The following is a 15,409-nucleotide window of genomic DNA, read 5'->3' as shown; positions in this document are numbered from 1 at the left end:
TGATCAACCGATAAATAACTGCAAAATCAGATTGTTTTGAAAAGGAAATTCCTCATGAAACCGAAGGCTAGGTTAACTCAGTTATCGTTACTAATTTTGCTCACTGGATGTGCCTCTACATCAACGCCTATCCAATATGACAACAGCCACAGCCGTGCTCATAACATTGCTCATGCAGGTGGGCTCTACCAAACAGAAGACAAAGTCATTCCAATGAGAGACTTTGAAGCATTTAAGCTCGCGAAAGCTGCCGCAGGAAATACATTATTGTTCACGTCTTCAGTAGGTGTGGGACTTGAGTTAAGTGAAGGACTGGGCCTTGGTTTGCTAACGTCATTACTGGAGCAGCCTGATACCGCTTCGCGAAACAGCATTATTGCTTGGATGCCTATACAAGAAGCGACATCCACTCGAGACGCACAGCAAAAGTTGCTCTACCACTTCAACGAAGCCATCGAAACCGTGCTTCAAGAACAATCTATTCACTATGAGCGCACGAATGGCAATTCAGAACAAAAGGTAGAGTTCTACTTCCATAGTGCAGACTACCAATGTCCAAAATACCAAGCTGGTATGACAAACCAGGACCTATGCTACATCACCGCTGAAGTTTTCGAACCGAGAAGAACGATGTCACCGTCTTTCGTCAACGATGGACAGGAAAGTTATGCATTTGAATCCAACCATCACGTCTACTACCAGAGGTTTAGAGTTTCGCCAGGCAAGAATAGTGACATCCCTTCTGATGCACTTTATGCTGCTATTAGTAGTAAGTTGCCCGATTGGATCTTCATCTATATAGCAAAAGGCAACATTCACTTTGGTAAACAGACGATCACCGCACCTTACCTGCTAGAGAGTGGAAAACCACTCTTGTTTATCGTTGCTGAGAAGAAAGAAGGTGAAAGCTGATCCTGTTTCTCACCATTCCCACTTTTCCCATCCTGATCTATGATGGAAGTCATCTTGGGAAGTAAGAATTTGACCATAAATTGCAATTTGGTCCCCAATCGGTCCCCAAGACGTCGCGCGAGGCCAGCTATTATGGGAAACTTCACTTTCTGTATTGGTAAGTAAGCGCTCTCAGCAAAGGTGCATCTGCTTGATGTGCCTTCGCTGTCATCCTATTTTTATAATGTACTAATATAACGACTTAACCGCATCATCCCGTCAGTTTTTCCTCAATAAGCTGAAATTTTCTTTCTAGTTTGTCAAATACCTCTCATTACTCAGGGATATTTTCTGATAAATTCGGCATCAGTTAAAATTCTATTATTATATTACAATATGAGATAAACCATCATGGCAAACAGTAACAGTAGCAAGTTGGTTACCTTTGCAGCGTCCATCGCCGGGCTGCTGTTTGGGTTAGATATTGGCATTATTTCAGGTGCACTGCCCTTTATTGTAAATGAATGGAACATCAGCATTCATGAACAAGAGTGGGTTGTAAGCACCATGATGCTCGGTGCTACCATAGGCGCCATCTCGAATGGCTGGTTATCGGCAGCGCTAGGACGTAAAAACAGTCTGTTAGTCGGCGGGATTATGTTCGGAGTGGGGACTCTGGGCTGTGCGCTCGCACCAGACATTGTGGTGATGTATGTATTCCGCATAGTCCAAGGCTTCTCAATCGGTATTGCATCATTTGCTGCACCACTTTATCTATCAGAAATGTCGGATAAATCCGTACGTGGCCGCCGTATTGCAACTTACCAGTTGATGGTAACTATCGGCATTTTAGCAGCGTTCTTATCCGATACCGCTTTCAGTGTTCAAGAAACCTACTCAATGCTCGGCTTGGATGTCAGCAACTGGCGCTTAATGTTCGCAGTATTGATGCTGCCATCGATTCTGCTGATCTTCACCGTTATGTCGATGCCAAAATCGCCACGTTGGTTAGCCTCAAAAGGCCGCTTGGTTGAAGCACGTAAGATCCTGCGCGACATCCGTAACGGCGACCGTGAAGCTGATGAAGAATACGAAGATATCATGCGCAGTTTAGCGGTTAAACAATCAGGCTTTGCCCTGTTTAAAGCCAATCCTAACTTCCGCCGCAGTGTATTCTTGGGCATGGTTTTACAATTCATGCAGCAATTCACCGGCATGAACATTTTGATGTACTACGCTCCAAAAATCTTCGAAATCGCCGGATTTAATACCGCAACAGAACAGATGTTCAGTACCGCGTTTATCGGTTTAGCCTTTGTACTGGCCACCTTTATTGCAATCGCAATGGCCGATAGCTGGGGTCGTAAGCCAGCCCTGAAGATCGGTTTTACCGTAATGGGGCTCGGTATGTTTGGTTTAGGGCTGCTGCTGAAATATGTGCTGGAAGGCGATGCACCGGCCTACTTCTCTTATCTCGCAGTGTTGGTATCTATGGTGTGTATCGTTGGGTATGCCATGAGTGCTGCGCCAATGGTTTGGGTACTCTGCTCTGAAATCCAACCGCTGAAAGGCCGTGATTTTGGTATTGCCTGCTCAACCACCACCAACTGGGCGTCTAACATGGTGCTGGGTGCCACATTCCTGAGTCTGCTCAATGGCATTGGTACCGCCCAAACCTTCTGGATGTATGCTGCTTTCAACTTTATGTTTATCGTAGTAACACTGCTGTTTGTGCCGGAAACCAAAGGCGTGACGCTGGAGAAAATCGAGTCAAATCTGATGGCTGGCAACAAACTGCGCGATATTGGCGCTTAAGTTCGCACTAGCAAAATCGCACTAAAAAAAGGTCACAACCATGGTTGTGACCTTTTTTGTTGCCATAAAAGCTGGCTCATTCACGTTATAAAGATGATGATTTCCACTCGGGTATTCCATTACCATGAAGCCAATAATCCCTTCACACACTTAACCAAACAGCATGAACAGTAAAGTTGAAATATTAGTGGGTACCACCTTAGGCGGTGCCGAATATGTTGCTGATGAACTTACAGCGCTACTTGAGCAACAGCAAATTGGCGTCACCAACCATTTAGATCCTGAACTGGCCGAATTAGATCCAAGTGCCTTATGGCTGGTGGTCTCTTCTACTCATGGCGCTGGCGATCTTCCCGATAATCTGCAACCTTTTTACCAACAGTTACAGCAATCCGATGTTGATTTAAGCTCAACCCAATACGCCTTATGCGCTATTGGTGACTCAAGTTACGACACATTTTGCCAAGGCCCAGAAAAATTAGCTGTACTGCTCGAACAGCATGGAGCGAGGTTATTCACAGATAAGGTGCAGATCGATGTTCAATACGATCCAGTACCGGAAGATCCTGCAATTCAATGGCTTGAAAGTTGGATCGAAAAATTATCTCATTGATTTTGGATTTATACCCATTCATACACAGATTAGATCTAAATTATCCACATTTTAAAAATTCAGATCATAAATATGTGGATAAAATGTAATTTAGTTCTGATCAAGCATTGCATTACTTAGCTATAGGATCGGTCAATGATCCCCCTTGTGGATAAAACAGCGATCTATCAACAGCAATTGGCCGATTAGATCCCTTATAGATCACAGCCTAGATCTATTGTAATTCAATGTTTTTAAACAATTAATTGACTTATCAACCGATATTAGCCCCCTTAATAGTAAACATAATAAGTAGATCTATATAAAGATCTTAAGATCTATAAGCCAAGCAGCTATCCGATCTTTTAGTGCAAATAGATCGTTCACCTCAATCTTTGAAAATGCTAAAATGATCGGCTACGTGGTTTTTGTTTTTTAGTATCCAGAAGGTTAAGCAATGCGTTTTCACGAGCGGTTTGATGTGATTGTTGTCGGGGGTGGTCATGCAGGAACAGAAGCTGCATTGGCATCTGCCAGAATGGGCTGTAAGACGCTCTTACTAACACACAACCTGGATACGTTAGGCCAGATGTCGTGTAACCCAGCAATCGGCGGCATTGGTAAAGGTCATTTAGTTAAAGAGATCGACGCGCTAGGTGGCGCAATGGCCACTGCTACAGATTACGCTGGGATCCAATTTCGAGTGCTGAATAGCAGTAAAGGTCCAGCTGTGCGTGCTACTCGTGCTCAAGCGGATCGCGCCTTATACCGTCAAGCCATTCAACGTATTTTGCAAAATCAGCCTAACTTACGATTATTCCAACAAGCGGTTGAAGATCTGGTAGTTGAAAACGATCGCGTTGTGGGTGTGGTGACTCAGATGGGCTTAGCATTTGAAGCTCCGGCCGTGGTGTTGACGACAGGTACCTTCTTAGCAGGCAAGATCCATATTGGCCTTGAAAATTACAGTGGTGGTCGAGCCGGTGATCCACCCGCTATCGCGTTGGCAAGCCGCTTACGTGAATTACCTTTACGGGTTGGCCGTTTAAAAACAGGTACACCACCGCGTATTGATGCCCGTACCGTTGATTTCTCGCAAATGACAGAACAGCAAGGTGATAAACCTTTGCCTGTAATGTCGTTTATTGGTGATGTTAGTCATCATCCGAAACAGATCTCTTGTTACATCACTCACACCAATGAACGTACCCATGACATCATTCGTGGCGGTTTAGATCGTAGCCCGATGTATTCGGGTGTTATTGAAGGGATCGGGCCGCGTTATTGCCCATCGATCGAAGATAAGATCCATCGTTTTGCGGATAAATCTTCGCATCAGATCTTTATCGAGCCGGAAGGTTTGACGACTCACGAGCTGTATCCAAACGGCATTTCCACCAGCTTACCATTTGATGTACAACTGAATTTAGTGCGTTCTATCCAAGGGATGGAACATGCTGAGATCGTGCGTCCAGGCTATGCCATCGAATATGATTATTTTGATCCGCGTGATTTGAAAAACTCTCTGGAAACGAAAACGATTTCAGGTTTGTTCTTTGCAGGACAGATCAACGGTACAACCGGTTACGAAGAAGCGGGCGCGCAAGGCTTGTTAGCCGGTGCGAATGCCGCATTGCAAGTGCAAGGCAAAGACGCATGGTGTCCACGTCGTGACCAAGCCTATTTGGGCGTGCTGGTGGATGATCTTTCTACCTTGGGTACTAAAGAACCGTACCGTATGTTTACCAGCCGCGCCGAATACCGCTTGCTGCTGCGTGAAGATAACGCCGATCTGCGCTTAACCGAGAAAGGCCGCGAACTGGGCTTAGTTGATGATAACCGTTGGGCAAAATTCTCAGCCAAAGTCGAAGCGATAGAAACGGAATCACAACGGCTGCGTAGCAGTTGGATCCATGTGAATTCGCCATTGGTGCCAATACTCAATCCGCATTTGAATACGCCGATCTCTCGTGAGGCATCGTTTGAAGAATTACTGCGCCGTCCAGAATTAGATTACGACAAGCTGATGTCACTCGAAGGCTTTGGTCCGGCGGTAGAAGATCCGCAGGTGGCTGAACAGATCCAAATCCAAGTGAAATATGCTGGTTATATTCAACGGCAGCAGGATGAGATCAACAAAGCCGTACGTAATGAAAACACCCGTTTGCCGCTCGATCTGGATTATGCCAAAGTGCCGGGTTTATCAAACGAAGTGACCGCTAAGTTGAACAGCCATAAACCAGAGACTATTGGTCAAGCATCGCGCATATCTGGTGTGACTCCAGCTGCTATCTCGATTTTGTTGGTGCACTTGAAGAAAATGGGCTTACTGCGCCGCAGTGCGTAAGGCGAAATCTTCGCTGTTAAAGGGAAGCTTCGGGCTTCCCTTCGTGTTTTATGGGCATCATAATATTGGCGCCAAATTGATTACGGAGTATGACGCGTGCTGGCTGCACAATTATCATCCTATTTAGCAGAAGCCAATCTTGAGGCCACTGAACAGCAGCAACAACAGCTGCTGGCATTTTTGGGCATGTTGCAAAAGTGGAATAAGGCCTACAACCTCACTTCGGTTCGCGATCCCGAGCAGATGCTGATCCGCCATATCATGGACAGCTTAGTGGTTTCGCCTTACTTAGTTGGGCAACGTTTCATAGACGTGGGTACTGGGCCAGGTTTACCCGGCATTCCATTGGCGATTATGAATCCAGATAAACAATTTGTATTGCTCGACAGCTTGGGCAAGCGCATTCGTTTTCAAAAGCAGGTACAAATTGAGCTTAAGTTGCAAAACATCAGCTCAGTTGAATGCCGTGTAGAGGCTTATCAACCTGAACAAGGCTTTGATGGGGTGCTAAGCCGTGCTTTTGCTTCGGTTGCCGATATGCTGCAATGGTGTCACCATTTGCCTGCATCTGCTGGGCAATTTTATGCGTTAAAAGGACAGTTGGACGAAAACGAACTGGCTGATATTCCAAAAAATTTCAAAATTGAGCAGAAAATCGAATTACGGGTTCCTCAGTTATCTGAGCAACGACATCTGCTGATTATCACTTCTTGCGATTGAGCTCCTTGCATTTCGCTGACGTATCAAGCAACTTTGTGCAGATATTAAACGGAAATCAATCACTGATTAGATGGACAAGGTGACATTGTGGCGAGAATTATAGCCGTAGCTAACCAAAAAGGCGGCGTTGGAAAAACAACGACAAGTGTCAATTTGGCCGCGTCGCTGGCGGCCACCAAACGCAAAGTACTGTTGGTGGATTTAGATCCGCAAGGAAATGCCACCATGGGCAGTGGCGTCGATAAATACGAAGCTGAGAACACTGCCTACGAATTATTGGTTGAAGAAAAACCGTTTGAGCAGGTCGTGGTGCGTAATACTGTCGGTAAATACGATCTTATCGCTGGTAATGGTGACGTGACTGCCGTCGAAATCAAACTGATGGAATTCTTTGCCCGCGAGATCCGCTTACGTAATGCACTGAATGCTATTCGTGATCAGTATGACTACATCTTTATCGATTGTCCGCCGTCTCTTAACATGCTGACAGTAAACGCAATGTCTGCTGCAGATTCGGTCTTAGTCCCGATGCAATGCGAGTACTATGCCCTTGAAGGTATTACCGCATTAATGGATACCATCACTAAATTGGCAGCAATGGTTAATCCTGGGCTGGCCATCGAAGGGATTCTGCGGACGATGTATGACCCGCGTAATCGCTTGGCCAATGATGTGTCCGATCAGCTTAAACAGCATTTTGGCGATAAGGTTTATCGCACCGTTATTCCGCGTAACATTCGTTTAGCTGAAGCGCCAAGTTTTGGAGCGCCTGCCATGTACTATGACAAAGGCAGTGCGGGAGCCAAGGCCTATTTAGCGTTAGCGGGTGAGATGATCCGCCGCAGTGAACAACAAAATAAAAAAGCAACACAGGCTTGAAGGATAAACAATGTCTTTGAAAAAACGGGGTTTGGGCAAGGGCCTAGACGCGCTGCTCAGTACGAGTCATGCTGCGAACGCCAAAGTCGATAGCCAAACGAATGAACAGCAAGCTGCCGCTGGCGAATTGCTGCTAAATCTGGATCTTGATCTGCTTAAACCCGGTAAATATCAACCTCGTAAAGACATGTCACCTGAAGCGCTAGAAGAGTTAGCCGATTCTATTCGCAGTCAAGGCATTATTCAGCCAATCGTTGTTCGTAAGCTGGATGAGCAACTGTATGAAATCATCGCCGGAGAACGCCGTTGGCGTGCGGCACAATTAGCGCAATTAGCCACTGTGCCTTGTATTGTAAAACAAGTACCGGATGAGAATGCAGTGGCAATGGCGTTGATTGAAAACATTCAGCGTGAAGACTTAAATGCAATGGAAGAAGCGATTGCGCTTAATCGCTTGTTAGAAGAGTTTAATTTGACCCACCAGCAAGTGGCCGATGCGGTTGGAAAGTCTCGTACAGCGGTTTCTAACCTGCTGCGGCTTAATACCTTAAATGAGCCTGTGAAGCTGATGTTGGAGCGTGGTGACCTTGATATGGGACATGCGCGAGCGCTTTTATCACTGGAAGGCGACAAGCAAACTAACGCCGCAAGACTTGTTGCTTCAAAAGGATTAACTGTTCGTGAAACAGAACGTTTAGTGAACAAATTGCTAAATCCGGTCGTTCCGCCGGAAAAGAAGGAAAAAGACGCAGATATTTCACGTTTAGAAAGCAAATTAATTGATCTTTTAGGCGCAAAAGTGAGCATCTCGCACACAAATAAAGGTACTGGCAAAATTGTAATTAATTACCAAAATCTATCTGAATTAGATGGTATTCTCGCCAAAATTCACTAATTTAGCAGATAAAGTAATTAGTAACCCACCATATTAGATGAAAATGTAGTAATTTTTCTACATAAGCTTATTTTCTAAAACTAATAAATTGGCGATATGTCACATTTCCATCGCCAATTTCCATTTTCCATCACGTTGCATTGAAGTCTTTTAACGGTATACTTTCGCAAGCTTTTTGTGCGTGGTGTCTCGGCAACTGAATTATCTCAGTCCGTTGCACAAAAAGTCATGAATGCGGAGAAGACTGATTGAGTAAGATTTTAGCCCATCGTTGTCGAAAATCAGCGTTAAAACTGGTTGGTTCGCAAGCGGTGGTCGCTGGGGGGGCTTCAGCGGTCTTTTTCGCTCTGTGGGGGGTACAGTTTGGAATGTCCGCGTTTGCGGGGGCTGCCATTGCTGTGCTTCCTAATCTTGTATTCGCAATCCTAGCTTTTGCCCATGTGGGGGCGACGGCATCAGCAAAAGTTTTAAAAGGCTTTTACTGGGGAGAAGCGATAAAGATGTTGTCCACAATTGCGCTGTTTTCACTGGTATTTATCAACATGGAAGTCGCTATCGTGCCACTTTTCATTTGTTATCTATTGGGGCTTATGGTGCATTGGGCAGCGCCTTTGTACTTAAAGTAAAGTTAAAGTGGGATGAATCATGTCTGCAACTGGTGAAGCTTTAACACCGCAGGGCTATATCCAACACCACCTTACCAACCTCCATGTTGGTGAAGGGTTTTGGTCATGGCACCTTGATTCATTGTTCTTTTCGGTAGGACTGGGTGTATTGTTCCTGTGGATTTTCCGCAGCGTTGGTAAAAAGGCTACAACAGGCGTTCCTGGCAAACTGCAATGTTTTGTCGAAATGATCGTCGAGTTCGTAGACAACAGCGTGAAAGAAACCTTCCACGGACGCAATAAACTGATTGCACCTTTGGCTCTGACCATTTTCGTGTGGGTATTCATGATGAACTTCATGGATATGGTTCCAGTAGACTGGTTACCACACTTGGCAGGCGCTATCGGGGTTCCGTACCTCAAAGTGGTGCCATCTACTGACCTTAACATCACATTCAGCTTAGCGTTGGGTGTGTTTGCGCTGATCATTTTCTACAGCATTAAGGTCAAAGGTGTTTCAGGTTTTGTGAAAGAACTGACACTGCAGCCCTTTAACCATTGGGCAATGATACCAGTCAACTTCCTGCTCGAATCCGTTACCTTACTGGCGAAGCCAATTTCATTGGCGCTACGTCTCTTCGGTAACCTTTACGCGGGTGAGTTGATTTTCATCCTTATTGCGCTGATGTATGGTGCCAACTTGGCAGTCGGTGCCCTGGGTATTGGTTTACAACTCGGGTGGCTGATTTTCCATATTCTGGTTATCACACTGCAGGCGTTTATCTTCATGATGCTGACCATTGTTTATTTAAGCATGGCGCATGAAGATCATTAAGGATTGCTAAACAATATTTTAACTAAATCATTAACTAACATAGATTTAGAATTTGGAGATACAGATGGAAACGATTCTGGGCTTTACTGCAATTGCTGTTGCTTTGCTCATTGGTCTGGGTGCTTTAGGTACCGCTATTGGCTTCGGTCTGCTGGGTGGCAAGTTCCTGGAAGGCGCAGCGCGTCAACCTGAAATGGCTCCTATGCTGCAAGTTAAAATGTTTATCGTTGCAGGTCTGCTCGACGCTGTAACCATGATTGGTGTAGGTATCGCACTTTACATGCTGTTCACCAACCCACTGGGTAACATGCTGCACGGTTAATGCTTCTGTCTTAAATCAAAAGTAGGAGGCTGTTGTGAATATCAACGCTACCCTCATCGGTCAGACGCTCGCCTTTTTCCTCTTCGTGTGGTTCTGCATGAAGTTTGTTTGGCCACCTTTGATGAGTGCCATCGAAGAACGCCAAAAAAGGATTGCTGATGGTCTTGCAAACGCTGACCGTGCAGCCAAAGACCTCGAGTTAGCCCGAGAAAAAGCTTCGGACCAACTCAAAGATGCTAAGGCTACAGCCAACGAAATCATCGAGTCTGCGAATAAACGCAAGGCTCAGATTATTGATGAAGCCAAAGCTGAAGCAGACGCTGAGCGTGCGAAAATCATTGCTCAGGGGAAAGCAGAAATTGAAGCTGAACGTAATCGTGTGAAAGAGGAACTGCGTCAGCAAGTTTCTGCTCTGGCACTGGCTGGTGCTGAGAAAATTATCGAACGTTCGATTGATGAAGCCGCTCAAAGCGACATTATCGCGAAATTAGTTGCTGAAATTTAATAAGGGAGTGGAGTTATGGCTGAGTTAACCACCATTGCTCGTCCTTATGCTAAGGCAGCTTTCGACTTCGCGGTTGAACATCAAGCAGTTGAAGCATGGGCAGAAATGCTGAACTTCGCTGCATTGGTCAGTGAAAATGAATCCATGAAGCCATTACTGAATGGCTCGTTATCAAGCGATAAGCTGGCAGATCTTTTTATTAAGGTTTGTGGTGAACAGATTGATGCATATGGTCAGAACCTGATCAAAGTGATGGCGGAAAATGATCGCTTGGGTGTGCTGGCTGCTGTATCTCAGCAATTCGCTGAGTACCGTCTCGAGTGGGCCAAAGAAGTTGAAGCGACGGTAACGTCAGCAACTGAATTGACCGCAGAACAAGTACAGCAGATAAGTGTTTCTCTTGAGAAACGTCTTGCACGCAAAGTTAAGCTGAATTGCAGCGTAGATGCCGGCCTGATTGCCGGTCTAATTATCAAAGCAGGCGACTTAGTCATTGATGGCTCTGTCCGTGGTAAGTTGAACCGCCTGTCCGATAAGCTGCAATCGTAATTGGGAGTTTGAGCATGCAACTGAATTCCACTGAAATCAGCGATCTGATTAAGCAGCGGATCGAGCAGTTCGAAGTTGTCAGCGAAGCCCGTAACGAAGGAACAATCGTTTCGGTAAGCGACGGCATCATTCGCATTCACGGCCTAGCCGATGTAATGCAAGGTGAGATGATCGAACTGCCAGGCAACCGTTATGCAATCGCGTTGAACTTAGAACGTGATTCTGTAGGTGCCGTAGTAATGGGTCCTTACGCCGATTTGGCGGAAGGCGTAAAAGTAAAAACTACTGGTCGTATTCTGGAAGTTCCAGTTGGCCGTGGTTTGTTAGGTCGTGTGGTAAACACACTGGGTGAACCTATCGATGGTAAAGGCCCAGTAGATAACGATGGTTTCGGTCCTGTTGAAGTGATCGCGCCAGGCGTTATTGACCGTAAATCAGTTTCTCAACCAGTACAAACCGGTTATAAAGCTGTTGATGCCATGATCCCAATCGGTCGTGGTCAACGTGAGCTGATCATCGGTGACCGTCAAACTGGTAAAACTGCGATGGCTATCGACGCCATCATCAACCAGAAAGATTCAGGTATCAAATGTATCTACGTTGCTATTGGTCAGAAAGCTTCTACCATCGCTAACGTAGTACGTAAGCTGGAAGAACACGGCGCGCTGGCAAACACCATCGTGGTTGTGGCTTCTGCTTCTGAAGCAGCAGCGCTGCAATACCTGGCACCATACTCTGGTTGTACCATGGGTGAATACTTCCGTGACCGCGGTGAAGATGCACTGATCATTTATGATGACCTGTCAAAACAGGCCGTTGCATATCGTCAGATCTCTCTGTTGCTGCGTCGTCCACCAGGTCGTGAAGCTTACCCTGGTGACGTTTTCTATTTGCACTCTCGTTTGCTAGAACGTGCTTCTCGCGTAAACGAAGAATACGTAGAGAAATTCACTAACGGTGAAGTAAAAGGCCAAACCGGTTCCTTGACCGCGCTGCCGATTATTGAAACCCAGGCGGGTGACGTATCTGCGTTCGTACCAACTAACGTAATTTCGATTACCGATGGTCAGATCTTCTTGGAAACTGACTTGTTTAACTCTGGCTTACGTCCAGCGGTTAACCCAGGTATTTCGGTATCTCGTGTGGGTGGTGCTGCTCAGACTAAGATCATCAAGAAACTGTCCGGTGGTATCCGTACCGCGCTGGCGCAGTACCGAGAGCTGGCTGCCTTCTCTCAGTTCGCATCTGACTTAGATGACGCGACTCGTGCGCAATTGCAACACGGTGAACGCGTAACTGAACTGATGAAGCAGAAGCAATATGCACCGATGAGTGTAGCTGACCAAGCTGTGTCTATTTTCGCAGCTGAAAAAGGTTACCTGAAATCAGTTGAACTGAAGAAAGTCGGTGATTTTGAAGCTGCCCTGCTCTCCTACATGAACAGCGAGCACGCTGAGCTGATGAAGACCATCAACGCTACTGGCGATTATAACGCCGATATCGAAGGTGAACTGAAGGCTGGTCTCGACAAGTTCGTGGCAACCCAAACCTGGTAATTACACGCGAGGTGTCTAGTACACCTCTGGTCCAGATTGGAGAGTAAAGATGGCCGGCGCAAAAGAGATTAAGACAAAGATCTCCAGTGTGAAAAACACACAGAAGATCACTTCTGCGATGGAGATGGTGGCTGCAAGTAAAATGCGCAAAGCGCAGGAACGCATGCATGCTAGCCGTCCATACGCAGAAAGTATGCGTAAGGTGATCGGTCACGTTGCGCAAGGCTCTCTGGAATACAAACACCCCTATTTAGAGGTGAGAGAAGCCAAGCGGGTTGGTTACATTGTAGTGGCAACCGACCGTGGCCTTTGTGGTGGTCTGAACGTCAACCTGTTTAAAAAGGTTGTTACAGACGTGAAGAGCTGGCAACAGCAAGGTGTTGATGTGGAATTTTGTCCTATCGGCGCTCGTAGTGTGCAGTTTTTCAAAAGCTTTGGTGGCAAGGTGCCTGCCTTTTCTTCTGGTTTAGGTGATGCACCTAAATTGGCAGATTTGATCGGTACAGTGCGCGTAATGCTGCAAGCTTACAACGAAGGCAAACTGGATCGTCTGTATGTGGTGTTCAACAAGTTTGTTAACACTATGTCGCAGACTCCTGTGATCGAACAGCTGCTGCCTTTGCCTAAATCCGAAGAAGATGATGCTAAGCATCACTGGGACTATATCTACGAACCAGATCCAAAAGTATTGTTGGATAAATTGCTGGTGCGTTATGTGGAATCTCAGGTTTATCAGGGTGTTGTTGAAAATCTGGCGTCTGAACAAGCTGCCCGTATGGTAGCTATGAAAGCCGCTACAGATAACGCAGGTTCCCTGATCGATGATCTGCAACTGGTATACAACAAAGCCCGTCAGGCTGCGATTACGCAAGAACTGTCGGAAATCGTATCAGGTGCAGCTGCGGTTTAGGCTGGGTAACGAAGACAAGTTTTAGAGGATTAATCATGAGCACAGGTACTGTTGTCCAAGTAATTGGCGCGGTTGTGGACGTAGAGTTTCCACAAGATGCTGTACCTCAGGTATATGACGCTCTGAAAATCGTAGGTGAAGGTTCCTGTAATGGTCTGGTGCTGGAAGTGCAGCAACAGCTCGGTGGTGGTGTAGTTCGTACCATCGCTATGGGTACTTCTGACGGTTTGCGTCGTGGTATTGAGGTTGAAAACACAGGTTCTCCTATTTCTGTTCCTGTTGGTACTGCCACTTTGGGCCGTATCATGAACGTTTTGGGTGAGCCAGTGGATGAAGCGGGTCCTATCGGTGAAGACGAAAAATACGTTATCCACCGTGCAGCTCCTTCATACGAAGAGCAATCAAATACTACTGAACTGCTGGAAACTGGTATCAAGGTAATCGACTTGGTATGCCCATTCGCTAAGGGTGGTAAAGTTGGTCTGTTCGGTGGTGCGGGTGTTGGTAAAACAGTTAACATGATGGAACTGATTAACAACATCGCAAAAGCTCACTCAGGTTTGTCTGTATTTGCTGGTGTAGGTGAACGTACCCGTGAAGGTAACGACTTCTACTACGAAATGCAGGAATCAGGCGTACTCGACAAAGTGGCAATGGTTTACGGTCAGATGAACGAACCACCAGGCAACCGTCTGCGTGTGGCGTTGACCGGTTTGACCATGGCGGAAAAATTCCGTGACGAAGGCCGTGACGTACTGTTGTTCGTAGACAACATCTACCGTTACACCTTGGCTGGTACTGAAGTATCAGCACTGCTGGGTCGTATGCCATCAGCTGTGGGTTATCAGCCAACACTGGCTGAAGAGATGGGTGTTCTGCAAGAACGTATTACTTCTACCAAAGTGGGTTCTATCACTTCGGTACAAGCGGTATACGTACCTGCGGACGACTTGACCGACCCAAGCCCTGCAACTACCTTCGCTCACTTGGATGCGACCGTAGTACTGTCACGTCAAATTGCTTCTCTGGGTATCTACCCAGCGGTTGACCCACTGGATTCGACTTCACGTCAGCTGGATCCACAAGTAGTTGGTCAAGAGCACTATGACACAGCAACAGGCGTACAAAACGTACTGCAGCGTTACAAAGAGCTGAAAGACATCATCGCGATTTTGGGTATGGACGAACTGTCAGATGACGACAAGATGACAGTGTCACGTGCTCGTAAGATTGAGCGTTTCCTGTCTCAGCCATTCCACGTAGCAGAAGTATTTACTGGTTCTCCTGGTAAATATGTTTCTCTGAAAGACACTATCCGTGGCTTTAAGGGAATTCTGAACGGTGAATATGATGATCTGCCAGAACAAGTGTTCTATATGGTTGGTTCAATCGACGAAGCCGTTGAGAAAGCCAATAAAAAGTAATCGAGTTTTGCTCGGTTAACATAGGAGAACAGGATGGCAGCCATGACAGTACAACTTGATATCGTCAGCGCAGAAAACCGTATCTATTCTGGTCTAGTGGCCAGCTTACAGGTAACCGGTTCTGAAGGTGAATTGGGCGTAATGCCTGGTCACACCCCGCTATTGACCAATATCAAACCTGGCATGGCGCGCATCGTCAAGCAAGACGGCCAAGAAGAAGTGTTCTATCTTTCAGGTGGTATTCTGGAAGTACAACCTTCTTCTGTATCTGTATTGGCTGACGTTGTAATGCGTGCCGATGAGATCGACGAGCAAGCCGCCGTTGAAGCTAAGCGTCGTGCAGAAGCCGAAATGGCTAATGCTGGTGCAGACTTCAACTATGCTGCAGCCGCAATGGAGCTAGCAAAAGCTATTGCTCAACTGCGTGTTGTCGAAACTATCAAGAAGAACATTGCCAGATAATGTAACTCTGCTGAAAAGGCGCCTTAGGGCGCCTTTTTTATTTCAAAATACAAGAAACGCTGACCTGTAATCTCGATTTAGTTAAAATGCGCGGGTCTTTAA

Annotated in this window: 16 protein-coding genes; all 16 read left to right on the top strand. The window is 46.2% G+C overall.

Features of this window, described 5'->3' with window-relative positions:
• Positions 1–54 precede the first annotated feature (54 nt).
• The 16 genes from JYB87_RS18515 to JYB87_RS18440 all read left to right on the top strand — a co-directional run bounded on the left by JYB87_RS18515 (position 55) and on the right by JYB87_RS18440 (position 15,307).
• Positions 55–912: a hypothetical protein gene (locus tag JYB87_RS18515; RefSeq protein ID WP_207354890.1), complete on the top strand. Its 858-nt coding sequence runs from the start codon at positions 55–57 to the stop codon at positions 910–912.
• A gap of 390 nt (positions 913–1,302) precedes the next feature.
• Positions 1,303–2,706, top strand: coding sequence for a sugar porter family MFS transporter (locus tag JYB87_RS18510; RefSeq protein ID WP_207354889.1), 1,404 nt, complete (start codon positions 1,303–1,305; stop codon positions 2,704–2,706).
• 163 nt (positions 2,707–2,869) lie between these two features.
• Positions 2,870–3,319 (top strand): FMN-binding protein MioC, encoded by a 450-nt coding sequence (gene mioC / locus JYB87_RS18505; RefSeq protein WP_207354888.1) that lies wholly within the window; start codon positions 2,870–2,872, stop codon positions 3,317–3,319.
• A 436-nt stretch (positions 3,320–3,755) separates the two neighbouring features.
• Positions 3,756–5,645 (top strand): tRNA uridine-5-carboxymethylaminomethyl(34) synthesis enzyme MnmG, encoded by a 1,890-nt coding sequence (gene mnmG / locus JYB87_RS18500; RefSeq protein WP_207354887.1) that lies wholly within the window; start codon positions 3,756–3,758, stop codon positions 5,643–5,645.
• 96 nt (positions 5,646–5,741) lie between these two features.
• On the top strand, positions 5,742–6,365 hold the full coding sequence (gene rsmG, locus JYB87_RS18495; protein WP_207354886.1) for a 16S rRNA (guanine(527)-N(7))-methyltransferase RsmG: 624 nt from the start codon (positions 5,742–5,744) through the stop codon (positions 6,363–6,365).
• Positions 6,366–6,452: 87 nt separating this feature from the next.
• On the top strand, positions 6,453–7,244 hold the full coding sequence (locus tag JYB87_RS18490; protein WP_207354885.1) for a ParA family protein: 792 nt from the start codon (positions 6,453–6,455) through the stop codon (positions 7,242–7,244).
• A gap of 10 nt (positions 7,245–7,254) precedes the next feature.
• Positions 7,255–8,139, top strand: coding sequence for a ParB/RepB/Spo0J family partition protein (locus tag JYB87_RS18485; RefSeq protein WP_207354884.1), 885 nt, complete (start codon positions 7,255–7,257; stop codon positions 8,137–8,139).
• A gap of 248 nt (positions 8,140–8,387) precedes the next feature.
• A complete protein-coding gene (locus JYB87_RS18480; protein WP_207354883.1) occupies positions 8,388–8,765 on the top strand; it encodes an ATP synthase subunit I in 378 nt (125 codons plus the stop codon).
• 19 nt (positions 8,766–8,784) lie between these two features.
• Positions 8,785–9,579 carry a F0F1 ATP synthase subunit A gene (gene atpB, locus JYB87_RS18475; RefSeq protein WP_207354882.1) on the top strand — a complete coding sequence of 265 codons (795 nt, stop codon included), beginning with the start codon at positions 8,785–8,787 and terminating at the stop codon, positions 9,577–9,579.
• Positions 9,580–9,643: 64 nt separating this feature from the next.
• Positions 9,644–9,901, top strand: a complete 258-nt coding sequence (gene atpE, locus JYB87_RS18470; protein ID WP_037445530.1) for a F0F1 ATP synthase subunit C — start codon at positions 9,644–9,646, stop codon at positions 9,899–9,901.
• Between the two features lie 34 nt (positions 9,902–9,935).
• Complete coding sequence (gene atpF, locus JYB87_RS18465) at positions 9,936–10,406, top strand: F0F1 ATP synthase subunit B (protein ID WP_207354881.1); 471 nt, start codon at positions 9,936–9,938, stop codon at positions 10,404–10,406.
• A gap of 15 nt (positions 10,407–10,421) precedes the next feature.
• Positions 10,422–10,955: a F0F1 ATP synthase subunit delta gene (gene atpH, locus JYB87_RS18460; RefSeq protein WP_207354880.1), complete on the top strand. Its 534-nt coding sequence runs from the start codon at positions 10,422–10,424 to the stop codon at positions 10,953–10,955.
• A 14-nt stretch (positions 10,956–10,969) separates the two neighbouring features.
• Positions 10,970–12,511 (top strand): F0F1 ATP synthase subunit alpha, encoded by a 1,542-nt coding sequence (gene atpA / locus JYB87_RS18455; protein ID WP_207354879.1) that lies wholly within the window; start codon positions 10,970–10,972, stop codon positions 12,509–12,511.
• A gap of 49 nt (positions 12,512–12,560) precedes the next feature.
• Entirely contained in the window at positions 12,561–13,421 is an 861-nt protein-coding gene (gene atpG / locus JYB87_RS18450; protein WP_207354878.1) for a F0F1 ATP synthase subunit gamma, read from the top strand.
• A 35-nt stretch (positions 13,422–13,456) separates the two neighbouring features.
• Positions 13,457–14,845: a F0F1 ATP synthase subunit beta gene (gene atpD, locus JYB87_RS18445; RefSeq protein WP_207354877.1), complete on the top strand. Its 1,389-nt coding sequence runs from the start codon at positions 13,457–13,459 to the stop codon at positions 14,843–14,845.
• A 33-nt stretch (positions 14,846–14,878) separates the two neighbouring features.
• A complete protein-coding gene (locus JYB87_RS18440; protein WP_207354876.1) occupies positions 14,879–15,307 on the top strand; it encodes a F0F1 ATP synthase subunit epsilon in 429 nt (142 codons plus the stop codon).
• Positions 15,308–15,409 lie beyond the last annotated feature (102 nt).

This window comes from Shewanella avicenniae (genome assembly GCF_017354945.1).
GTDB classification, from domain to species: Bacteria; Pseudomonadota; Gammaproteobacteria; order Enterobacterales; family Shewanellaceae; genus Shewanella; species Shewanella avicenniae.
The sequence above is the reverse complement of the archived record's forward strand: the minus strand, read 5'-3'. Positions and strand labels throughout refer to the sequence as shown.

Coding starts and splice junctions, on each gene's coding strand:
- atpB (WP_207354882.1), top strand. CDS start 8,785: ATGTCTGCAACTGGTGAAGCTTTAACACCGCAGGGCTATATCCAACAC.
- JYB87_RS18510 (WP_207354889.1), top strand. CDS start 1,303: ATGGCAAACAGTAACAGTAGCAAGTTGGTTACCTTTGCAGCGTCCATC.
- atpD (WP_207354877.1), top strand. CDS start 13,457: ATGAGCACAGGTACTGTTGTCCAAGTAATTGGCGCGGTTGTGGACGTA.
- atpG (WP_207354878.1), top strand. CDS start 12,561: ATGGCCGGCGCAAAAGAGATTAAGACAAAGATCTCCAGTGTGAAAAAC.
- JYB87_RS18440 (WP_207354876.1), top strand. CDS start 14,879: ATGGCAGCCATGACAGTACAACTTGATATCGTCAGCGCAGAAAACCGT.
- JYB87_RS18515 (WP_207354890.1), top strand. CDS start 55: ATGAAACCGAAGGCTAGGTTAACTCAGTTATCGTTACTAATTTTGCTC.
- mnmG (WP_207354887.1), top strand. CDS start 3,756: ATGCGTTTTCACGAGCGGTTTGATGTGATTGTTGTCGGGGGTGGTCAT.
- atpE (WP_037445530.1), top strand. CDS start 9,644: ATGGAAACGATTCTGGGCTTTACTGCAATTGCTGTTGCTTTGCTCATT.
- atpA (WP_207354879.1), top strand. CDS start 10,970: ATGCAACTGAATTCCACTGAAATCAGCGATCTGATTAAGCAGCGGATC.
- atpH (WP_207354880.1), top strand. CDS start 10,422: ATGGCTGAGTTAACCACCATTGCTCGTCCTTATGCTAAGGCAGCTTTC.
- mioC (WP_207354888.1), top strand. CDS start 2,870: ATGAACAGTAAAGTTGAAATATTAGTGGGTACCACCTTAGGCGGTGCC.
- JYB87_RS18485 (WP_207354884.1), top strand. CDS start 7,255: ATGTCTTTGAAAAAACGGGGTTTGGGCAAGGGCCTAGACGCGCTGCTC.